Origin of the sequence: Chryseobacterium sp. AG363 (genome assembly GCF_003610675.1) — a bacterium.
GTDB classification, from domain to species: Bacteria; Bacteroidota; Bacteroidia; order Flavobacteriales; family Weeksellaceae; genus Chryseobacterium; species Chryseobacterium cucumeris.
Genome location: NZ_RAQF01000003.1, coordinates 538,779 through 559,229 on the forward strand (window position 1 = coordinate 538,779; position 20,451 = coordinate 559,229).

Consider the following 20,451-nt stretch of genomic DNA (forward strand, 5'->3'; position numbering starts at 1 on the left):
AAGTTTACCAACAAAGGTTATACAGTATCCATAAAGGTTTTTTCAACCTTATTGAAGACAACAATTCCTATCATTAAAAGGATAAGAATAATAACAGTACTAATTCCCAGCATGGTGGGAGAAAAGTCTCCAACGCCTATCCAAGCATATTTAAAACATTCAAAAATACCGGTTAAAGGATTATAATAAGCCAGGTTTTTAAAAAATCCTGGTAATGAGGAAACAGGATAAATAACCGGAGTTGCATACATATATAAACTTACACCAAAGCCCAGTAGCATTGCAAGATCTTTATACTTTGTAGTCAGTGAAGAAAAGATCATCCCAACTCCCAAGGCAAAAAGTGCCATTAAGAATATTAGGAAAGGAGTTGCAAGAATCCAGATATTAGGATGAACTTCTCCTTTACTATAATAATATGCCCAGGCAAGAATGAATAAAATAAGCTGTACTCCAAACCGCATCAGATTAGAGATAACAATGGATAACGGAGTAACCAGTCTTGGAAAATAGACTTTTCCGAAGATGCCGGCATTCCCGGTAAAAGTAGAGGAGGTGGCCAGTAATGAGGAAGAAAAGTAATTCCAAAGAGTAACACCAGCCAGATAAAAAAGGAGCGGTGGAGCTCCATCTGTAGGTAATTTGGCAATTCTTCCAAAAATAACCAGATAGACAATGGTCGTTAAAATGGGATTGATAAAAAACCAGATCGGCCCTAAAATAGTCTGCTTAAAGCTGGATACAAAATCTCTTTTTACAAACATATAAACAAGATCTTTGTATCTCCAGACTTCCTTTAGCTTCAAGTCAAATAACGAATGATCGGCATCAATCGTTTCTGTCCACTTTTGTTGTGGTTCATTCATCTGTGTAAGTTTTTGCAAATTTATAATAATTAATTATTACCGTGTATATTAGTTTATAAATTTTCATAGTCAATAAAACTAAAAATCAACAACTAATATATTGATATTTGTCGGTATGAACAAAAACTATTGGCCATAAAGCCAATAGTCTATGAATTTTATAAATTATATTTGTTATTTTCCGATAAGTTGTTTCAGGTATTCGCCGTATCCACTTTTGCCATATTTGGTAGCCGTTTCAAGCAGTTTTTCTTCACCAATGAATTTATTTCTGAAGGCAATTTCTTCTATACAGCCAATTTTAAACCCTTGTCTTTTTTCGATGACACTTACAAATTCTGAAGCGTCGTGAAGAGAATCAAAAGTTCCTGTATCCAGCCATGCCGTTCCTCTGTTCAGAACAGCTACCTCAAGCTTTCCATTGCTTAAATAAACATTGTTGATATCTGTGATTTCCAGCTCACCTCTTGCTGAAGGTTTAATATTTTTAGCGATTTCCACTACATTGTTATCGTAAAAATAAAGACCTGGAACGGCATAGTTTGACTTAGGGTTTAAAGGCTTTTCTTCAATAGAAACAGCTTTCAGATTTTTGTCGAATTCCACTACACCATATCTTTCCGGATCTGCTACGTGGTAGGCAAAAACAACTCCTCCTTCAGGATTGGTTTTATTTTTCAGTAAGGTTCCCATTTCAGAACCATAGAAGATATTATCTCCCAATACCAGCGCTGCAGGGTCGTTACCAATAAATTGCTCGCCCAGAATAAAAGCTTGTGCTAAACCGTCCGGGCTTGGCTGTACAACATATTCTATATTACAGCCGATTTGCGAACCGTCGCCTAAAAGTTTGATGAAACCTGCCTGGTCGTGTGGAGTTGTGATGATCAGAATATCTTTGATTCCTGCTAAAAGAAGTGTGGAAAGCGGATAGTAGATCATGGGTTTGTCGTAAACAGGCATCAGCTGCTTGCTTACGGCAATAGTTAGAGGGTAAAGTCTTGTTCCGGAGCCTCCGGCTAATATTATTCCTTTCATGTTTTGGTGCGTATTACGCTATTTCTTTTGTGTTATAAATCGATTTATTTTGCTACTTCTGGTGTGTTATAAAAGACTGAAATGAATGATGTCAGATTCTATACTTGTTCCTTTAATAGCTGGAGATTTAGCTGTATTGCTTGCTGTAGTAATCCTGATAATTTCCTGAAGTCACATTTTCAAGCCATTCTTTATTTTCAAGATACCAGTCGATGGTTTTTGCTAATCCTTCTTCAAAGGTAACTGAAGGTTTCCAGCCTAAATCTTTATTCAGTTTTGTTGCATCAATAGCGTAACGTTTGTCGTGACCCGGTCTGTCTTTTACAAAAGTGATCAGTTTTTCTGAATAGCCTTCCGGTCTTTCCAGCTTGGCATCCATTTGTTTGATCAGTTCTTTGACAAGATCAATATTCTGCCACTCGTTGAATCCTCCGATATTGTAAGTCTCACCGGTTTTTGCTTCATTAAATATCTGATGAATCGCCTTGGCATGGTCAATGACAAACAACCAGTCTCTGGTATATTTTCCATCACCGTAAATAGGAAGCGGTTTCTCGTTGATGATATTCGAAATACAAAGGGGAATGAGCTTTTCAGGGAAATGATTCGGGCCGTAGTTGTTGGAACAGTTCGATACGATGAAAGGCATTCCATAAGTATTTCCGTAAGCTCTTACCAAATGGTCAGAAGCTGCTTTGGATGCGGAATACGGAGATTGAGGGTCGTAGGATGTCGTTTCTAAAAAGAATCCTGTTTCGCCTAAACTTCCATATACTTCGTCGGTAGAAATATGATAGAAAAGATTATTTCTTTTTTCATCCGGGAATCTGCCGTGGGTATGATCAGGATTTAATGTCCAGAATTCCTTACAAAGATTCAGAAGATTAGCGGTCCCGTTTACATTCGTGTTGATAAATGCCATTGGATCTGTAATACTTCTGTCTACATGACTTTCTGCGGCTAAATGTACAACCGCATCCGGATTGTATTTTTTGAAAACTTTTCTAAGTTCTTCCGGTTTTGTAATATCTGCTTTTTCGAAAACATAATTAGGTTCATTTTCAATGTCCTTTAAGTTTTCCAGATTTCCGGCGTAGGTAAGAGCATCAAGGTTGATGATTGTAGTATCCGGATTGTTTTTTACAAATTCTCTTACAACATGGGAACCGATAAACCCGGCACCTCCTGTAATGATAATGTTTTTCATTGATTTATTTTGAGATGGTCTTTCTTCCTATACTTTTATAATGAAATCCGTTTTGCTCAGGGATTTCCAATGGATACATATTTCTGCCGTCAAAAATGACTTTGTTTTTCATTTTTTTAGCCATCAGTTCAAAATTAGGGTTTTTGAATTCAGGCCATTCTGTAGCAATAAATAGTGCGTCCACATCTTCCAGTGCATCATACATTCCTTTGGCGTATTGTATTTTGTTGCCAAGAAGTTTTTGAACATTGCTTTCTGCAACAGCATCATATGCTACAATTTCCGCGCCTTTCTCCAATAAAAGGGCAATATTGTCTAAAGATGAAGCTTCTCTGATGTCATCTGTATTTGCTTTAAAGGCAAGTCCCCACATGGCGATTTTCTTCCCTTCAATATTCCCTCCGAAGTATTTTTCAATTTCAGACACTAAAATAACTTTCTGGGTGGTATTTACATTTTCGGTAGCTTCCAGGATCTGGAAATTAAAATCTTCCTGTTTCCCGGATTTTATAAGTGCTTTTACGTCTTTAGGGAAGCAGCTTCCTCCATATCCGATTCCAGGGAATAAAAATCTGTGCCCGATTCTGTCATCACTACCCATTCCCAGTCTTACCTTATCCACATCTGCACCTACCTTTTCACAATAGTTGGCAATTTCATTCATGAAGGTGATTTTTACTGCTAAAAATGAATTCGCTGCATATTTGGTAAGTTCCGAAGACTTCTCATCCATAAAAATGATGGGAATTCCGGTATTGGTAAAAGGCTGATATATTTTAGACATAATATCTTTAGCTTTTTCTGAGCTTGCCCCTACAACGACTCTTGAGGGATTCATAGAGTCTTCAACAGCAAATCCTTCTCTCAGGAATTCAGGATTTGAAACTACATCAAAAGGAATGCCTGTTTTAGAAGAAATTGTTTCTCTTACTCTGTCCGCAGTTCCTACGGGAACAGTACTTTTATTGACAATGACTTTGTATTCAGTCATCATCTCGCCAATATTATCGGCTACCTGAAGTACATAAGACAAATCTGCAGAACCGTCTTCTCCCGGAGGAGTAGGCAATGCCAGATATATAACTTCGCTTTTGTCTAAAGCTTCTTTAAGATTGGTAGTAAAAAATAATCTTTCGGACTGGATGTTTCTTAAAAACATTTCTTCAAGGTTCGGCTCATAGATGGGAACAATGCCGTTTTTCATACCTTCTACTTTTTTTTTATCAATATCAACACAGTATACTGAATTGCCAAGTTCTGCCAGAGTAGTTCCTGTAACTAATCCTACATAACCTGTTCCTACAATCGTTATATTCAAAATGTTTGTTTTTAAATTCTAAAGACAAAAGTAATAAAAATACTGTCATGGTATCTAATCAACTATATAGAGTTCAGTAACTTTTATATAATGACAGGGTTAACAATAATTTGAATTACAAATATTAATTTTTTTTGTAATATTGTATGTATGATAACCATTAATTATTCATGAAATGCAATTTAATTCTTCTTTAACAAAAATATTTTGTCTTTTAGTGTTCTCTCTAAATAATATTTATGGGCAAATAAATGATGCTAAAACAAATGACTCGTCTCGACGTTTGAAAGATCAGCAAGAACAATTGTTGGCGGATGGTAATATAACATATAAGTTGGTCTTTAATGATGGAACAATAGTGCCATTTGGGCAGCTAATTTATGATACTGAAAGAGAATCGGTGCGTAATCAGGATTTAAAAAATAGAGAGGATAGTAAAAAACTAAGCTACTTATCCGTAAAATTATCTATGCCCTGGAGACTGAAAAACTGTGAGGGTACATTTAGTACTTTACTTTTTGATAATAAACAAGAGGCTGTGAATGCTGCTTATAATAAATATAAAACAGGAAAATGTTCTGGGAAATAAGTCTTATGTTATATTGTGCTGTTTAAATTAATCTTGATAATGTAGCTATTGTTTGATTTGTAGGTATATGATATTGCCTACAAACTAGTTGATATATAATAACATATTTTGTGTTTTTAGAAAAAAAGCTTATATTTGCAATGGATTTACGGAAAAAATGGGAAGGCTTCGGAAGAAAGCCTTTTTTCGTACTGTAAATCAAGATAAAAATATATGGAGTTTAGAAAAAGAATTGAAGAATTATTAAATGAATTCCTTGAGACCAGAAAAGATCTGTTTCTTATTGATCTTAAAATTTCTGCAGGGGATGATATTACAGTGATTTTGGATGGTGATAACGGAGTTTCTTTGCAGGACTGCCTTGATGCAAGCCGTGCGATTGAATTTAATATGGATCGTGAAGAGCATGACTTCAGCCTTCAGGTGATGTCGGCAGGACTGAGCGAGCCATTATCCACACCAAGACAGTTCAGTAAAAACATTGGAAGAGAGATTGAGGTGATGCTGGAGGATTCTTCTAAAATTGAAGGAGAATTGTCAAAAGTAGACGATGAGAAGATCACACTTGTTCTACGTTACCGAAAGCCGAAAGATATAGGAAAAGGAAAAGTAGATGTGGAGGAGGAGAAAGAAATTTCTTATCCTGAGATCAAAAAAGCATTAGTAGTAATTAAATTTTAAAAAGAAAAAAGAATAGATGGATAATATAGCGTTGATTGAATCCTTTGGTGATTTTAAAGACGAAAAAGGGATCAGTAAGATTGATCTTATGGCAATTATTGAAGATTCACTGAAAACTCTTTTAAGAAAGAGATTTGATTCAGATGATCATTTTGATGTGATTGTAAACCCGGATAAAGGAGATTTTCAGATATTTTTGAATAAAACAATTGTAGAGGACGAAATGTCTGAAGATGATGATTTGGAGATAGAAATCTCTGAAGCAAAGAAGATTGACCCTACCTTCGAAGTAGGTGAGGACTTTACAATGGAAATTCCTGTTGCACAATTGGGAAGAAGAAATATTCTTACCCTTAAGCAAATCCTTGCTACAAAACTTCAGGAACACAATAATGCAATGCTGTACGAACAGTTTAGAGATAAAATTGGTGAAATCGTTGTAGGGGAAATCCACCACATCCGTCATAAGCACGTGATTTTGCTGGATGATGAAGGAAATGAATTTATTTTACCAAAAGAAAACCAGATCCCATCCGATTTCTTTAAAAAGGGTGAGAATATCAGAGCTATTGTTGAGACAGTAGATTTTAAAGGTTCTAAACCGCAGATTATTATTTCCAGAACTGCACCTAAATTCCTTGAGAAGTTATTAGAGCTGGAAATTCCTGAAATCCAGGACGGAACAATTATCCTTAAAAAGGTAGTGAGAATTCCTGGTGAAAAGGCGAAGATTGCAGTAGATGCTTATGATGACAGAATTGATCCGGTAGGAGCTTGTGTTGGAGTGAAAGGATCCAGAATTCATGGCGTTGTAAGAGAGTTGAGAAATGAAAACATCGATGTTATTCAGTGGTCTAAAAACCCTGAGATTTTGGTGAAGAGAGCATTAGGAAACGTTACTATTAACAAAATTGAAATCAATGAAGAGACCAATTATGCATTGGTATATACTCCAGTTGAGGAAATTTCTAAAGTGATCGGAAAACAAGGTCAGAATATCAGACTGGCTTCTTGGTTGACAGGATATGAGATTGATGTATACAGAGAGTCCAGCGAGGATGATGATGTTGAATTGAAAGAATTTAACGATGATATCGAGCAATGGATTTTGGATGAGTTTAAGAAAGTAGGACTTACGACTGCAAAATCAGTATTGGATAAAGAAACTGAAAGTCTTTTAAATATGGTAGACCTTGAAGAAGAAACCATCGAAGAGGTTAAACGTATTCTGAGAGAAGAATTTGAAGATTAAGATTTTAAATAAATTTTAATAAACAGTAAAAAAGAAATACTTTAATTTTAAAAATTAAAAACAGTAAATAATATAAATGCCAAAAATTAGATTAAATAAAGCGGTTAAGGAATTCAACATTTCGATGTCCAGATTAGTAGAGTTTTTACAGTCAAGGGGTTTCGAGGTTGAAAGCAATCCTAACGCTCAATTGGAAGAAGCGGCATATTCTGCATTGGAGGCTGAGTTTGCTAAAGACGGCGAACAAAGAAAGGCTTCCCATGAGGTGGTGATCACTAAAGTTCCGGAAGAAAAACTGGAAATTGAAGAAAAGAAAACCCCTGAAGTGATAAGAGCTAAAGCAAATAAACCAGAAACTAGAATTTTAGGTAAAATAGATTTGGAACCTAAGAAGCCTGAAGCTGAAGAGATTCCTGCAGCTCCTGCAGTTCCTGTGGCTCCTGTTGCGACACCGGTTGAAGAAAAGAAAGAAGAAATCGTGAAAGAAGAACAACCGGAAGTTAAAGCAGCGCCTGAAAAACAGGAATTTAAAGTTTTGGATAAAATTGATTTGTCTCAAATAGAATCTAGAAACAGACCTGTGAAAAAAGACAAACCAAAAATGGAGGAGAAAAAAGAAGAAGTTAAACCTGTGGAAACAGTAAAGGAAACTCCAAAACCAGCGGTTGTAGAGGAGAAAAAAGTAGAAACTCCAAAAGTTGAAGCTGAACCTGAATCTCAGGAACCACAAAAAATTGAGACAGTATATCAGAAACTTGACGGTCCTAAGATCGTTGGGGAAAAGATTGACTTAACTCAGTTTGCACCAAAACCAGGTGCTGGAGCAAAAAAGAAAAGAAAGAGAATTGAAAAACCTGGTGGCCAGAATAACCAACAAGGTCAGGGGAATAATCAAAACTCAGGAAATAACAACAACCAAGGTGGACAAGGCCAAGGAAACCGTCAGCATAATAATAACGGTGGACAGGGACAAGGTGGAAACCGCCAGGGTGGTCAGGGAGGCCAGGGAAATCGTCCTCAAGGTCAAGGTGGCCAAGGTGGAAACCGTTTTGGAAATAACCAGGGTGGTGGAAATCGTCAAGGTCAAGGTGGTGGCTTCAAAAAAGGAGGTCAGAACAACAGACCTGGACAAAGAGTTATGCCAGTTGAGCTAACTGATGAGCAAGTTAAAAACCAGATCAAAGAAACATTAGAAAAACTTACTAATAAAGGAGGGAAATCTAAATCTGCAAAACACAGAAAAGACAAGAGAACTTTCCGTAGAGAGCAGGATGAGCGTCAGCAGGAGCTTGAAGCACAAGACAGAACTCTTAAAGTAACAGAATTCATCACAGTAGGTGAATTGGCAAGTTTGATGAATGTTTCCCCAACTGAAGTAATTTCTGCTTGTTTCTCATTAGGTGTAATGGTTACCATGAACCAAAGACTTGAAGCCGATACCTTATTATTAGTAGCAGATGAATTCGGTTATAAAATTGAATTCTCAGATGCTGATCTTGAAGATACGGATGCAGAAGATGAAGTAGATACCGAGGAAAGCCTATTACAAAGAGCTCCTGTAGTTACTGTAATGGGGCACGTTGACCATGGTAAGACTTCATTGTTGGACTACATTAGAAAAACAAACGTAATTGCCGGTGAATCCGGAGGAATTACTCAGCACATTGGTGCTTATAACGTGAAACTGGAGAACGGTCAGAGAATTACTTTCTTAGATACACCAGGTCACGAAGCCTTTACTGCAATGAGAGCGAGAGGTGCACAGATTACGGATATTGCAATTATCGTAATTGCGGCCGATGATGATGTAATGCCACAAACAAAAGAAGCAATTGCTCACGCACAGGCTGCAGGAGTACCAATGATTATTGCTATCAACAAAGTAGATAAGCCGAATGCAAACCCGGACAACATCCGTCAGCAGTTATCAGGATTAAATCCACCGGTTTTAGTAGAAGAATGGGGTGGAAATGTTCAGGCACAGGAGATCTCGGCTAAATTCGGTAATAACGTAGATGTATTGTTGGAAAAAGTTTTATTACAGGCTGAAATGCTTGAGTTGAAAGCGAATCCTGACCGTGCAGCAAACGGAGTTGTTATTGAAGCATCTTTAGATAAAGGTAGAGGTTATGTAGCAACAATGTTGGTACAGACCGGAACTTTAAGAGTAGGTGATTATGTAGTAGCAGGTAAAAATCACGGGAAAGTAAAAGCTTTGCTTGATGAAAGAGGAAAAAATCTAAAAGAAGCTGGGCCATCAATTCCTGCAACAATCTTAGGTTTGGATGGAGCGCCTACTGCAGGTGATAAATTCCGTGTGTATGCTGATGAAAGTGAAGGTAAAGCAATTGCCAATAAGAGAGAGCAGCTGCAGAGAGAATTATCAATCAGAACCAAGAAGCATACAACCCTTGAAGAATTGGGTAGACGTATTGCTTTAGGAGAATTCAAAGAATTGAACATTATCCTTAAAGGAGACGTGGATGGTTCTGTAGAAGCTCTTTCTGATCAGTTACAAAGATTATCAACAGAAGAAATCAGTGTTAAAATTCTTCACTCAGGTGTTGGACAGATTACAGAATCTGATATCAACTTAGCTGCAGCATCCGATGCTATTATCATTGGATTTAACGTGAGAGCAGGTGCTAATGCTAAAGAACTTGCAGATCGTGAGGAAATTGAAATCAGAACGTATTCTGTAATCTATAAAGCAATTGATGAAGTAAAAGAAGCGATGGAGGGAATGCTTTCTCCGGAAATTCAAGAGCAGGTGATTGGTAATGTTGAAATCCGTGAGGTTTTCAAGATTTCTAAAGTAGGAACAATTGCAGGTTGTATGGTTCTTACCGGAAAAGTAACGAGACAGTCTAAAGTACGTTTATTAAGAGACGGTATTGTTAAATTTGATGGAGAACTTGAAAGTTTGAAACGTTTCAAAGATGATGTTAAAGAAGTAACGAAAGGTTACGAATGTGGTCTGAATCTGAAAGGTTATAATGACATCGAAATCGGAGATATCCTTGAAGTATACGAAGAAGTAGCGGTCAAGAAAAAACTAAAATAAATATATCCTAAATATGTGAAAACCACTTTTTTATAAAGTGGTTTTTTTATTTTTCAAACTCATTTAATTTGTAATCATTCTAAATAATTTTTTTTGAATTATTAATAATTTGTTAAAATGAATAAGGCTTGTGAAAAAATTATTTTTTATTGAATAAAAACTGTCTATTATTATTAAATCTTATTTGTTTTGTGTAAATTTTAAATAAAACAATAAAAAAAATAGTCGTTTAAACGTTAGTTTAATTTGTGGATGTTAATATTTATTAACATATTTGCCCATTAAATATATTAAAATTTGTTAATATGAATGTTAAACTACGTGTATTGAGTGCAGGAGCATTGTTCTTTATGGGAGCAGTAACTTATGCGCAGACAACAAAAAAAGACACTACTCAAACAAAGCAAATTGATGAGGTAGTTGTACAAGGTTATAGAACCGTTTCTAAGAAAACTGCTGTCGGTGCTAGTCAGCAAATAAAAGCTGAAACTATTGAAAGTAGAGCGCAATCCAATGTATTAAATGCTGTTCAAGGTCAGTTAGCTGGTGTTAATATTAGCGCAGGTAGTGGACAGCCAGGTGCTAAGCCTACTGTAATTATTCGTGGGGTAGGTACTCTATCTGCAAGTACAGATCCTCTATATGTAATTGATGGTTTCCCATCCAATAGTGATGCGTTCAGAAACTTGAATAGTTATGATATTGAAACTTTTGAAGTACTGAAAGATCCTGCTGCTCTTGCTGAATATGGTAACAGAGGATCAAACGGGGTAATTGTTATTACCACAAAGAGAGGTAGTTCAACAGGAGGAAAACTTAGTTTCCACTATAACTCTCAAACAGGTGTTAATTTCTTACAAAAAAATAAATATAATATTGCTAATTCCAGAGAGTTACTTACTTTGGAGAAAAGACTAAACACTGGTAAGGGTGTTGATATGACCGATCAGGAAATTAATGATTTTAATATCAATACAGACTGGTTAGATTATTTTTACAATCCAGGCATTTTTACAGCTCATAACCTGAGTGTAGAAAGTGGTAATGAAAGAGTACGTACTTTTACAACTGCTGGATATTTGAACCAAGATGGTACTCTTGCAGGAACTTCTTTGCAGAGATTTACATTACGTAACAACATCAGCGGTAAAAGTGAAAACAAAAAATTTGATTACTTTATCGGGATGGCAGCTGTTTTCTCAAAGAATAGCGACCAGCCTTCTGAAGGAGATGCAGAAGCGATCAACCAAAACCCTATCTTGGGAGCTCAGATGGGTGTGCCTTACCTAAGCCCAAGTATGTATTCTAACGGATATCAACTATTCCAGGATTATGCTTCGTCAGGAGGAAGTTTATTATACACGCCATTATTCCTGATTGATAAAGTTGAAACTTTCTACAGGAGATTTAATGATTACAGATTTGACGTTAACTCTGAATTATCTTATAAAATCTTACCTGGATTGGTTGCGAGAACTCGTACCAATGCACAGTTGATTTATCAAAGACTGGTTTCTGTACAAAGACCTGAAAGTTTTAACAGCCTTTTATTCTCTCCTACACAAGGGGTTCCTTCTTATTTAGGTGGTGCTTATAATGGTACAGAATCTATAAATAATAATTATAATTTCTCATTTAACCAGTTGGCTCAATTAGGGTATACTAAGAGTTTCGGAAAACATACATTCAACTTAACTGGAAACATGGAATATAACATGTACCAGTTCCAACAAAGTATCCAAACTCAAAGAGGTTTAAATCCTAAGAACTATGTTCCGGATACTGGACAAGGATATGTAACTGATACAGCTGCAAATGACTGGTATGTTCCAACAATTTCAAATGTGAAATCCAGACTAGATCTTCTTTCATATTTTGGATCTTTCGATTATGACTTTAATAAAACCTATGGTATCGTAGCATCCATCAGAAGAGATGGAACAAGCCGATTTGGTGACGATAGAAAATGGGGTACATTCTGGTCTGTAGGAGGTAGATGGAATATCGACTCTGAATCTTTTATGGATAATGTTAGTTTTGTAGATGTATTAAAACTGAGAGGTTCTTATGGGGTTATTGGTAACCAGCGAGTTGTTGCTGGAACAATATACCAGGGACTTAACCCTCCTAAGTATTATGATGTATATACACCAATTACTACTGCAGGAGGAAGTTATAACAGTGGTTTCGGTATGGGAATTGCCTTTGGAGATCCACTTCTTCAATGGGAATCTACTAAACTTTATAATGTTGGTATAGATTTCGAATTCTTTAACAGAAGATTGACCGGTTCATTTGATAAATACGGTAAAAAAACAGAGAATATGTATTATACTGATCCAATGGCTCCTGTATTGGGAACTGGAGCTATCGATCATAATACTAATATGTTTTTATATAACAGAGGTTATGAATTAAGTTTAAACTATACAGCTCTAAAAACAGAAGACTTAACACTTAATATTAGAGCTAACGGATCTATTAACAATCAGGAGCTAGGAGGTATTGCTGGTGGAGGATACATCGATAGTGGAACTCAGTTTATTGTGAGACAACAAAACGGAATGCTTCCTTTCATGCCATATGTATATCACTATCTAGGTGTGAACCCTGCAAATGGAGAATTGCTTTTCGAAGATGCTAATGGTAATCCAACAGAAAACCCAACATTCGCTGATAGAAAGACAAGAAAGTATAATTACCTTCCGAAATATCAAGGAGGATTTGGATTCGATGTAAATTATAAAGGATTCTATGCTTCAACAACATTTACTTATGTTGCAGGTATTGAAAGATTTGATGGAGACTGGTCAACAATGTATGCGGGAGATAACATCGGACAGTTTAATGTATCTCGTGATTTGTTAGATTCTTGGACACCAACTAACACTGGTGCATCTCTACCTTCACTTACTGCTGCTAACAGAAGTCTTGATGCTTCTTCAGATAGATTCCTTGTGGATGCATCTTATTTAAGATTGAGAAATGCTCAAATAGGATACAAAATTCCTAAAAGAATGCTAGATGGAACATTCTTAAGTTCAGCTTCTATTTATGTACAAGGAGAAAATCTTGCAACTTGGACTAAGTGGAGAGGTTATGATGCGGAAAGTAATCGTAATAGTGATGCCGCGAATTATCCTACGGCAAAAACGTTTACTATAGGATTTGACTTTAGATTTTAAACTTTAATTAAACTTTTATGAAAAAATATATTAAATTCTCAATAATAGCATTAAGCGTACTATTCGTGTCTTGTGAAGACAAACTAGAGACGTTTGCTCCTGGTGCTATGACAGAAGATGTAGCTATACAAACAAGCGCAGATTTATCATATTTATTGAATACATCTTATAACCAGCTTACAAACCGTGCAGAAGCTGCTGATGTATCAGTATTTACCGATGAAGTAGGTATTGGATTTGCCAATGGAGGACAAGGGAAATCTACAGAATACATATTTACAATGAATCCTGGATCTGATCTTCCGGTTTCTTTATGGACTAACTCTTATTTTGCTTTAGCAAGAATTAACAGAGTTATTGCTTTAGCTGATAAAATCGCTCCAAAAGATGCTGCAGATGCAATTACTTTAAAAAATCTAAAAGCACAGGCGTTGACATTGAGAGCGTATGCTCACTTATTGATCATGTCTTATTTTTCTACAGATTTGAAAAATGATAGCGCATTGGCTGGTATTCTTGCTGATCGCGTATTTTTACCAGAGGAAAAAACTAATCCTAGAGCTACCAATGGTGCATTTTATTCGTTAATTCATGCGGATTTAAATCAGGCTATAACTACTTTTACAGCTAACCCAGTTGCATTTAACAGTGTTTATGCTAATATATGGTTTGCAAAAGGTCTTAAAGCAAGAGCGTATATGTACAAAGGTGATTATACAAATGCTGAAACATTTGCAAATGATGTAATCAATAACTCACCTGTTAAATTGGCAACGCAAGCTGAATATAGAAGTTTGTTTTTCTCTGATAATCAACCTTCTACTTCAGAGGTGATTTTTAAACTTAAGAGAACAGCTAACCAAAATAACCAGCTTACAAACCTGCATAATTCTTGGGTTTCTGTAAGACCTTCTGCTGCAGGATCTCCTTTTTATGAGGTAAGTAGAGCTTTGCATAATAAAGTTAACCCAGGTAACTTATCTGCAGCTACATTATCTACTACAATCCCTGATGTTAGAGGAAATATTTTAATTGCTCCTTCTTCAACCGTAGATGCAAGTTATCAGACTTCTGCAAACTATCTGCAAAGTGACAGACTTATTATTAACAAACACGGTGGTGTGGTTACAGGATCTACTACGTGGGCTACAACTGCTACCAACGCTAATAATAATGACTTCAAGATCATGAGAGTATCTGAAATGTACATGATTAAAGCTGAAGCAAGAATTGCTGCTGGAGACCTGACTGGTGCTGCTGCCGCAATTAAGGCTGTTCGTGATGCAAGATATGGATCTGCACAAACTGCTCCTGTTTATACATCAGCTCAACAAGCTTGGGGAGGTGTTTTAGATGAGAGACGTATTGAGTTTGCTTTTGAAGGTTATAGATATTTAGATTTAAAGAGATTAGGTACTCTTGCTAATAAAGGTATCGACAGAGATCCGGCTGACTATTCTTCGTCAACTGTGAATATCCCTGCCGCTGCTCCTAGCAATCTTCCATTAACTAGTTTCAAATGGACATTACCTATTCCTCAAAATGAGATAAATGTTAACCCAGGTATTCAACAAAACCCTGGTTATTAATCATACAATAATCATTTTATATAGAACCCCTGTTCAAAGCAGGGGTTTTTTATGTCCTTTTATTTCTTATTTTTGCTGTACAATAATGAATAATGAAGTACATCCTTTTCATACTCTTCTCTTTAGGTTTTGTAGCCAAGGCTCAGGTCGTTAATAAAGCAGAAACAAAACCTCAGCCTAAAAAAGAAGACACTCTTGTAATAGATTCCGGGAAAAAAGATTCCCTGAAAATTTTCAAACCTACTATAAATGATTATCAGTATCAGACCCAGTTTTCTGAAAAGAAAGTTTTTGATACGGTAATGACTTTTGATAAGACCTATATCTTTTCGCAACACAATAATAAAGATAACTTCGGAAGAGTACAGCCTGCCAACATTGGTTCAGGATTTAATCCTCTTATATTTGAAGTTAATGATGAACAAAATCTTTCTTTATTGCCATCCAACAAATCTTACATGATTATTGGAGCAAATGATGTGAAATATTATGACGTAAAAACACCTACAGCTACATTCTTATATCATAATGCTATGCGAAACGGGGCGGCTCTAAAATCCACCTATACTCAGAATATCGGAAAAAGATTCAATTTTGCGCTTGAATATATGGGGCTTCGTTCACAGGGACTTTACAGAAACTCCTTGTCAGCTAACAACAATACTTTATTTTCAGGACACTATGTTTCAAAAAATGGAAACTATGAGCTTTTTGCCCATTATCTTCACCAGAATGTAAATAATCAGGAAAGTGGAGGGATTACTGAAGATAACCTGTTTCAGAGTGGAGACAGCAATTACAGTAACAGACAAAACGCACAGGTAAATCTGGCCTCTTCAAGTTCACAGTTTTCTTACAGAAGATATTATCTGAGCCATCAGTTTACTCCATTCAATTCTGAGAAATTTCCTTTCAGCATAAGACATATTATTTCTCATCAGGGAAACAAATATTACTATAACCAAACTGCTTTGGAGCCGTATTGGTATGACGCTCCTACAGATTTAGTAAGTGGCTTTCCATTGACAACCAAAAAATATTCTGAGAATTTCAGCAATACCGTAAGTCTGATTTTTAATAATGAAAAATTCAAACTGGATGCCGGGGTACGTTATCAGATGATTAAATTCGGGATAAGAGATGTTGTTGCACTTAACAACGTGCCTTTTCCTGGTGAGCTGAAAGAAAACAGAATCGGAGCTGTAGGAAACCTGCAGGTAAAACTTTGGGACAAAATTCAGTTGAATTCGTTTCTGGAATTTTCAAACGGAAGCCAGTTTAAAAGTTATCTGAAGACAACCAATAATCTGAAGTTTGAACCTATCAAAGATTATTTCGTTAATGCCAAAGTAAACTTCCAGAGTGCCTATCCTTCATTCAATTATCTATTGAATACTTCTGTTTATAATAACTTCAATTATTATCTTGAAAATGCGAAGAATCAGTCTGTAATGGAAGTAGGAGGAAGCATCAATCTGAAATGGTTTAAAACAGAGATTTTCGCCAATTATTTCAGAATCGATAACTATACTTATTTTGACAGCAACGGAAGTCCGAAACAAAGTGACAATTCAGTAAATATATCTCAGATTGGAGGAGATGCTACTTTCAGCTTCAACAAATTCCACCTGAATACAAGAGTGCATTTCCAGAATACTTTAACGAATAAAGAACTACTTCCAATGCCGGGCTTCATCGGTAGAGCCAATTTCTTCTATCAGACCCAGGCTTTCAAAAAAGCAGCAGAAATTCAGGCAGGGGTTAAAGTATATTACTTCTCTAAATTCGCTTCAAGAGAATATTTCCCTGTTCTTAATGAATATATTCTTCCAAGAGCAGATTCATTTTCAATTGGAGGGCAGCCTATCGCCGATATTTATATTAATATGAAAGTGAAAAAAATGTTCTTTTTCATAGAAGGACAGCAGATAGGAACTGTTATTTCCAATAACAAAGCATATGCATTTCCACATTATCCGGTGTATGATTTCAGATTGAATATCGGAATTGTGTGGTATTTGTTCAACTAAAAACGATACAGGTTGAAAACAATTAATAAAATATCATTTAACGATATAGAAAGTATTCCTCAGCTGGTAAAAGATTTTTTAAATCAGAAGATTGAGGGGTTTGAAAATAATACATTTTCCTTAGATCATTTCAGGCAGCAGATTCATCTGAAGAAAGATTCTTTTACCTCTGAAAAAAGAAGCATTTTAGCTGATGTGTTTGAAGCACAGTTAGAAACTCTTTCTCTATCTTCAGAGCAGAAAGAAAATCTTGAGAATCTTAAACAGCCCAACACGTTTACGATAACAACAGGGCATCAGTTGAATCTGTTTTCAGGACCTGTTTTCTTTGTGTATAAAATTCTTCAGACCATAAAAACATGTACTTATCTGAAAGAAAATTTTCCGGATTTTAATTTTGTTCCGGTGTATTGGATGGCTTCGGAGGATCATGATTTTGCAGAGATCAATCACTTTAAAACCGAAAATAATTATTACGAAACCAATGAGAAATCCGGAGGTCCGGTAGGAAGAATTGAAATCAGTGATACCTATTTTATTTCGGAATTTGAAAAAGAATTCAAAGATTCCATTTTCGGTACAGAGCTGATTTTAATGATGAAGGAAGCTTATAAAGCTGGAAACACTTTAACGGAAGCTATTAAGATTCTTGTCAACCGTCTTTTCTCAGAATTCGGACTTTTGATTCTGGATGGAGATTCTAAGGAACTTAAAAAACAGATGAAGGAGATTTTTGAAGATGAACTTCTTCATTTCAGCTTACAGAAAACTTCTGAAGATAAAGTCAAGTTTCTGACAGAGAAATATGGGAAGGTTCAGGTAAACCCTCGTGAAATAAATCTTTTCTACCTTTCTGAAACGAGAGACAGAATAGAATTTAACGGACACAAGTATAATATTGTAGATAAGCCTATCCAGTTTACAGAAGAAGAAATTCTTGTCGAATTGGAAAACCATCCTGAAAAATTCAGTCCGAATGCGCTAATGCGTCCGGTATATCAGGAAAATGTACTTCCTAATTTATCCTATATCGGAGGAAATGCCGAAATCATGTACTGGCTGGAATTGAAAGATTATTTCTCAAAAATTAATATTCCTTTCCCAATTCTGATTCCAAGAAACTCTATGCTTTTCCTGAAAGAAAAAACATTGGGAAAAATTGAGAAACTAGATCTTAAAATAGAAGATTTTTTCCAGAACTTCTCGGTACTTACCAATCAGAAGATTTTAAAAGATAATCCCATTGTAGAATTACTTGAAGAGAAAGAAGAATTATTGATTAGTAATTTTTCTGCATTGAGAGCTTCAGCAGAAACTACTGAGAAATCCTTCGGGAATATGGTAAAGGCAGAAGAAGTACGACAATTAAAGTCATTCAAAAGAATGAAAAAACGTCTGCTTCATGCTGAAAAAATAAAACAGAATGAGTTGCTGGAAAGACTTGAAAATCTGTTTTTAGATGTTCATCCCGCAAAAACATGGCAGGAAAGAGTGTATAACTTTAGCGTATTCTTTTCAGATTATGGCTATTCGTGGCTTGAAAATTGTTTGGAAGAAATGGTGGTTCAAGATTCAAAATTAATAATTGTTGCCATTTAATTTTAAAGAAGTATTTTTGTAAATTATAATTATCGAATATGATAAAGAGGTTTTTTATTCTATCCAGTTTATGTATGGTTTTGGGAGTTTCAGCTCAGAAATCACATACGGTTGTGCAAGGTGACAATCCTTACAACATTGCCAAAAAGTATGGAATGACTGTAGATGAATTGCTGAAGCTAAACCCAAAACATAAAGATGGCAAACTGGCGATCGGTGATGTTTTAACTATAAAATCAGATAAAGCAGCCACTCCGGTTGTGACAAAAACGACTCCTGCAGAAAAAGTAACTTCAACAGCAAGTACTTCTTCTCTAGGTAAAATTGTTTTACTGCCAAAACAAACGATTTATGGCATCACAAAACAATATAGAATTTCTGAAACTGATCTGAGAAAACTGAATCCTGAACTGGATTCTCACATGAAGATCGGAGATGAGATTACTTTGCCTCTTGCCAGTATTAAAAAGTATGGTGGTGCTCAACAGGCTGTAACACCGGAAAAACACGTTGAAACTCCTGTAGAAAAAGCAACCGCAACAGCTGCTACATCTACATCTGCTAGCACTCCAGCAGCAGAAGGAGAATCTTATGTGATTCAGGCTAGAGATAATTATTACAGAATTACAAAACAGTTTGGCATTAGCCAGCAGGACCTTTATGCTTTAAATCCAGGATTGGAAGAAAAAGGACTGAAACCTGGGGATACCATTAAAATAAAAAGAACAAATACGACTGCCAATACTGATACCGTTGCAGAAACTACAAATCCAAAAGCAAAAATGGATTCAGGGAACGAAAAATCAACAGCTGCTTCCAATGTTGCAGTTGGTGATGATTATGTAACCTATACAGTGCAGCAGGGAGATACAGTATTCTCTATCGTTAATAAATTCGGTGTTTCTATTGATGAGCTTATCGCTCTCAACCCGGATCTTTCACACGGTTTGAAAACCGGAATGGTTCTAAAGATCAAAAAGCAGGATGCAGCTTATATAAAGAAAAATGGTGATGCTTTAAGCGTTATCCTGATGCTTCCTTTCGGATACAGTACCAATGAAACTCAGTATAGAGCAATGGCACTTGACTTTTTGACAGGAGCTAAGCTTGCTATTGAAAGAAATGCAAGAGGAGGACAAAAACTGGATATCAAAGTTGTAGATTCAGGAAATGAAGCTTCATTCAAAAACTCTTTGACACAGATTAATCCTGATAATACAGATCTTATTATCGGACCTTTCTTTAAGTCCAATGTAATTGATGTTCTTGATTTTACCAAAAATCAGAAAATCCCGGTTGTAGCACCATTTGCTAACTCTCCGGAACTCTATAACTACAGCAACTTGATTATTGTCGAAACCAATAATCAGACCTATGCTGATAAGATTGTAGAAGAAGTAAAAGGTGTGTACTCAGATCAGAAGATATATATAGTGGCGGATGCTAAAAAAGAAGATGCCAACTATATCAAAGCAGGACTTGAAAAAGCAGTAAAAAATCCTAATATTATTATTGTTAATTCTCCGGCAGATATTCAGCCGGATCAGAATATGATGACAGGGCAGTCTGCACCGGTTATTGCCATTTTAGCGAATGATGATAATGCTGCAGGAGATGCTTTTGCCAGCAGAATGATTGCTATTTCTAAAGAAGTACAGGGTATCAAAGCGTTCAGTATGTTCTATTCTCCTGTTTTTGAGAAGAAAGTGGATGAGCTGAGCCAGGCAAGTCTTGTATATCTGATGGATAGAAAGATTAACACAGACGGTAGCTTTGAGAAAGAAATTCTGGCAGCTTATAAAACTAAATACTGCAAAACCCCACCAAAATATGCTATTGTAGGGTTTGATGTGGTAAATGACATGTTGACCAGAGAGAATAAAAAAGGAGAAATCTTTAAGCAGATGAATAAAGTTCAGACTCAGCTTGCTACCAAATTTGAGTTTGTAAAATCTAAAGCTAACGGTGCATATGTAAATACAGGTTACAGAGTAATCAGGTTAGTACCATAAATGATTTATAGCACTTAGAAC

At 35.9% G+C, this 20,451-nt stretch carries 13 protein-coding genes; 9 read left to right on the top strand and 4 right to left on the bottom strand.

From position 1 onward, the window contains the following. Window positions 1–17: 17 nt before the first annotated feature. From DEU39_RS15370 to DEU39_RS15385, 4 genes are all read right to left on the bottom strand, one after another. Window positions 18–866 carry an ABC transporter permease gene (locus DEU39_RS15370; RefSeq protein WP_120232538.1) on the bottom strand — a complete coding sequence of 283 codons (849 nt, stop codon included), beginning with the start codon at window positions 864–866 and terminating at the stop codon, window positions 18–20. A gap of 174 nt (window positions 867–1,040) precedes the next feature. Further along, window positions 1,041–1,904 carry a glucose-1-phosphate thymidylyltransferase RfbA gene (gene rfbA, locus DEU39_RS15375; RefSeq protein WP_062673445.1) on the bottom strand — a complete coding sequence of 288 codons (864 nt, stop codon included), beginning with the start codon at window positions 1,902–1,904 and terminating at the stop codon, window positions 1,041–1,043. Between the two features lie 127 nt (window positions 1,905–2,031). Next, on the bottom strand, window positions 2,032–3,111 hold the full coding sequence (gene rfbB / locus DEU39_RS15380) for a dTDP-glucose 4,6-dehydratase (RefSeq protein WP_120232539.1): 1,080 nt from the start codon (window positions 3,109–3,111) through the stop codon (window positions 2,032–2,034). Window positions 3,112–3,115: 4 nt separating this feature from the next. Next, a complete protein-coding gene (locus DEU39_RS15385; protein WP_120232540.1) occupies window positions 3,116–4,429 on the bottom strand; it encodes a UDP-glucose dehydrogenase family protein in 1,314 nt (437 codons plus the stop codon). A gap of 175 nt (window positions 4,430–4,604) precedes the next feature. On the opposite strand from DEU39_RS15385, the gene DEU39_RS15390 reads away from it, so the two are divergent. The 9 genes from DEU39_RS15390 to DEU39_RS15430 all read left to right on the top strand — a co-directional run bounded on the left by DEU39_RS15390 (window position 4,605) and on the right by DEU39_RS15430 (window position 20,430). Continuing rightward, on the top strand, window positions 4,605–5,018 hold the full coding sequence (locus DEU39_RS15390) for a hypothetical protein (RefSeq protein ID WP_120232541.1): 414 nt from the start codon (window positions 4,605–4,607) through the stop codon (window positions 5,016–5,018). A 213-nt stretch (window positions 5,019–5,231) separates the two neighbouring features. Beyond that, window positions 5,232–5,699, top strand: a complete 468-nt coding sequence (gene rimP / locus DEU39_RS15395) for a ribosome assembly cofactor RimP (protein ID WP_034691441.1) — start codon at window positions 5,232–5,234, stop codon at window positions 5,697–5,699. 16 nt (window positions 5,700–5,715) lie between these two features. Continuing rightward, window positions 5,716–6,951, top strand: coding sequence for a transcription termination factor NusA (gene nusA, locus DEU39_RS15400; protein WP_002982960.1), 1,236 nt, complete (start codon window positions 5,716–5,718; stop codon window positions 6,949–6,951). 76 nt (window positions 6,952–7,027) lie between these two features. Further along, window positions 7,028–10,015 carry a translation initiation factor IF-2 gene (gene infB, locus DEU39_RS15405; RefSeq protein ID WP_062673450.1) on the top strand — a complete coding sequence of 996 codons (2,988 nt, stop codon included), beginning with the start codon at window positions 7,028–7,030 and terminating at the stop codon, window positions 10,013–10,015. A 305-nt stretch (window positions 10,016–10,320) separates the two neighbouring features. Further along, window positions 10,321–13,200 carry a SusC/RagA family TonB-linked outer membrane protein gene (locus DEU39_RS15410; protein WP_120232542.1) on the top strand — a complete coding sequence of 960 codons (2,880 nt, stop codon included), beginning with the start codon at window positions 10,321–10,323 and terminating at the stop codon, window positions 13,198–13,200. Window positions 13,201–13,217: 17 nt separating this feature from the next. Next, window positions 13,218–14,789 carry a RagB/SusD family nutrient uptake outer membrane protein gene (locus DEU39_RS15415; RefSeq protein WP_120232543.1) on the top strand — a complete coding sequence of 524 codons (1,572 nt, stop codon included), beginning with the start codon at window positions 13,218–13,220 and terminating at the stop codon, window positions 14,787–14,789. Window positions 14,790–14,881: 92 nt separating this feature from the next. Further along, complete coding sequence (locus tag DEU39_RS15420; RefSeq protein ID WP_120232544.1) at window positions 14,882–16,819, top strand: putative porin; 1,938 nt, start codon at window positions 14,882–14,884, stop codon at window positions 16,817–16,819. Between the two features lie 12 nt (window positions 16,820–16,831). Further along, on the top strand, window positions 16,832–18,418 hold the full coding sequence (bshC, locus tag DEU39_RS15425; RefSeq protein WP_120232545.1) for a bacillithiol biosynthesis cysteine-adding enzyme BshC: 1,587 nt from the start codon (window positions 16,832–16,834) through the stop codon (window positions 18,416–18,418). Window positions 18,419–18,456: 38 nt separating this feature from the next. After that, complete coding sequence (locus DEU39_RS15430) at window positions 18,457–20,430, top strand: LysM peptidoglycan-binding domain-containing protein (protein WP_228436798.1); 1,974 nt, start codon at window positions 18,457–18,459, stop codon at window positions 20,428–20,430. The last annotated feature ends 21 nt before the right edge of the window (window positions 20,431–20,451 follow it).

Excerpts from the sequence above, each read along its gene's own strand:
- DEU39_RS15410 (WP_120232542.1), top strand. The coding sequence starts at position 10,321 with ATGAATGTTAAACTACGTGTATTGAGTGCAGGAGCATTGTTCTTTATG.
- DEU39_RS15415 (WP_120232543.1), top strand. The coding sequence starts at position 13,218 with ATGAAAAAATATATTAAATTCTCAATAATAGCATTAAGCGTACTATTC.
- infB (WP_062673450.1), top strand. The coding sequence starts at position 7,028 with ATGCCAAAAATTAGATTAAATAAAGCGGTTAAGGAATTCAACATTTCG.
- rimP (WP_034691441.1), top strand. The coding sequence starts at position 5,232 with ATGGAGTTTAGAAAAAGAATTGAAGAATTATTAAATGAATTCCTTGAG.
- DEU39_RS15370 (WP_120232538.1), bottom strand. The coding sequence starts at position 866 with ATGAATGAACCACAACAAAAGTGGACAGAAACGATTGATGCCGATCAT.
- nusA (WP_002982960.1), top strand. The coding sequence starts at position 5,716 with ATGGATAATATAGCGTTGATTGAATCCTTTGGTGATTTTAAAGACGAA.
- DEU39_RS15390 (WP_120232541.1), top strand. The coding sequence starts at position 4,605 with ATGCAATTTAATTCTTCTTTAACAAAAATATTTTGTCTTTTAGTGTTC.
- rfbA (WP_062673445.1), bottom strand. The coding sequence starts at position 1,904 with ATGAAAGGAATAATATTAGCCGGAGGCTCCGGAACAAGACTTTACCCT.
- rfbB (WP_120232539.1), bottom strand. The coding sequence starts at position 3,111 with ATGAAAAACATTATCATTACAGGAGGTGCCGGGTTTATCGGTTCCCAT.
- DEU39_RS15420 (WP_120232544.1), top strand. The coding sequence starts at position 14,882 with ATGAAGTACATCCTTTTCATACTCTTCTCTTTAGGTTTTGTAGCCAAG.
- DEU39_RS15430 (WP_228436798.1), top strand. The coding sequence starts at position 18,457 with ATGATAAAGAGGTTTTTTATTCTATCCAGTTTATGTATGGTTTTGGGA.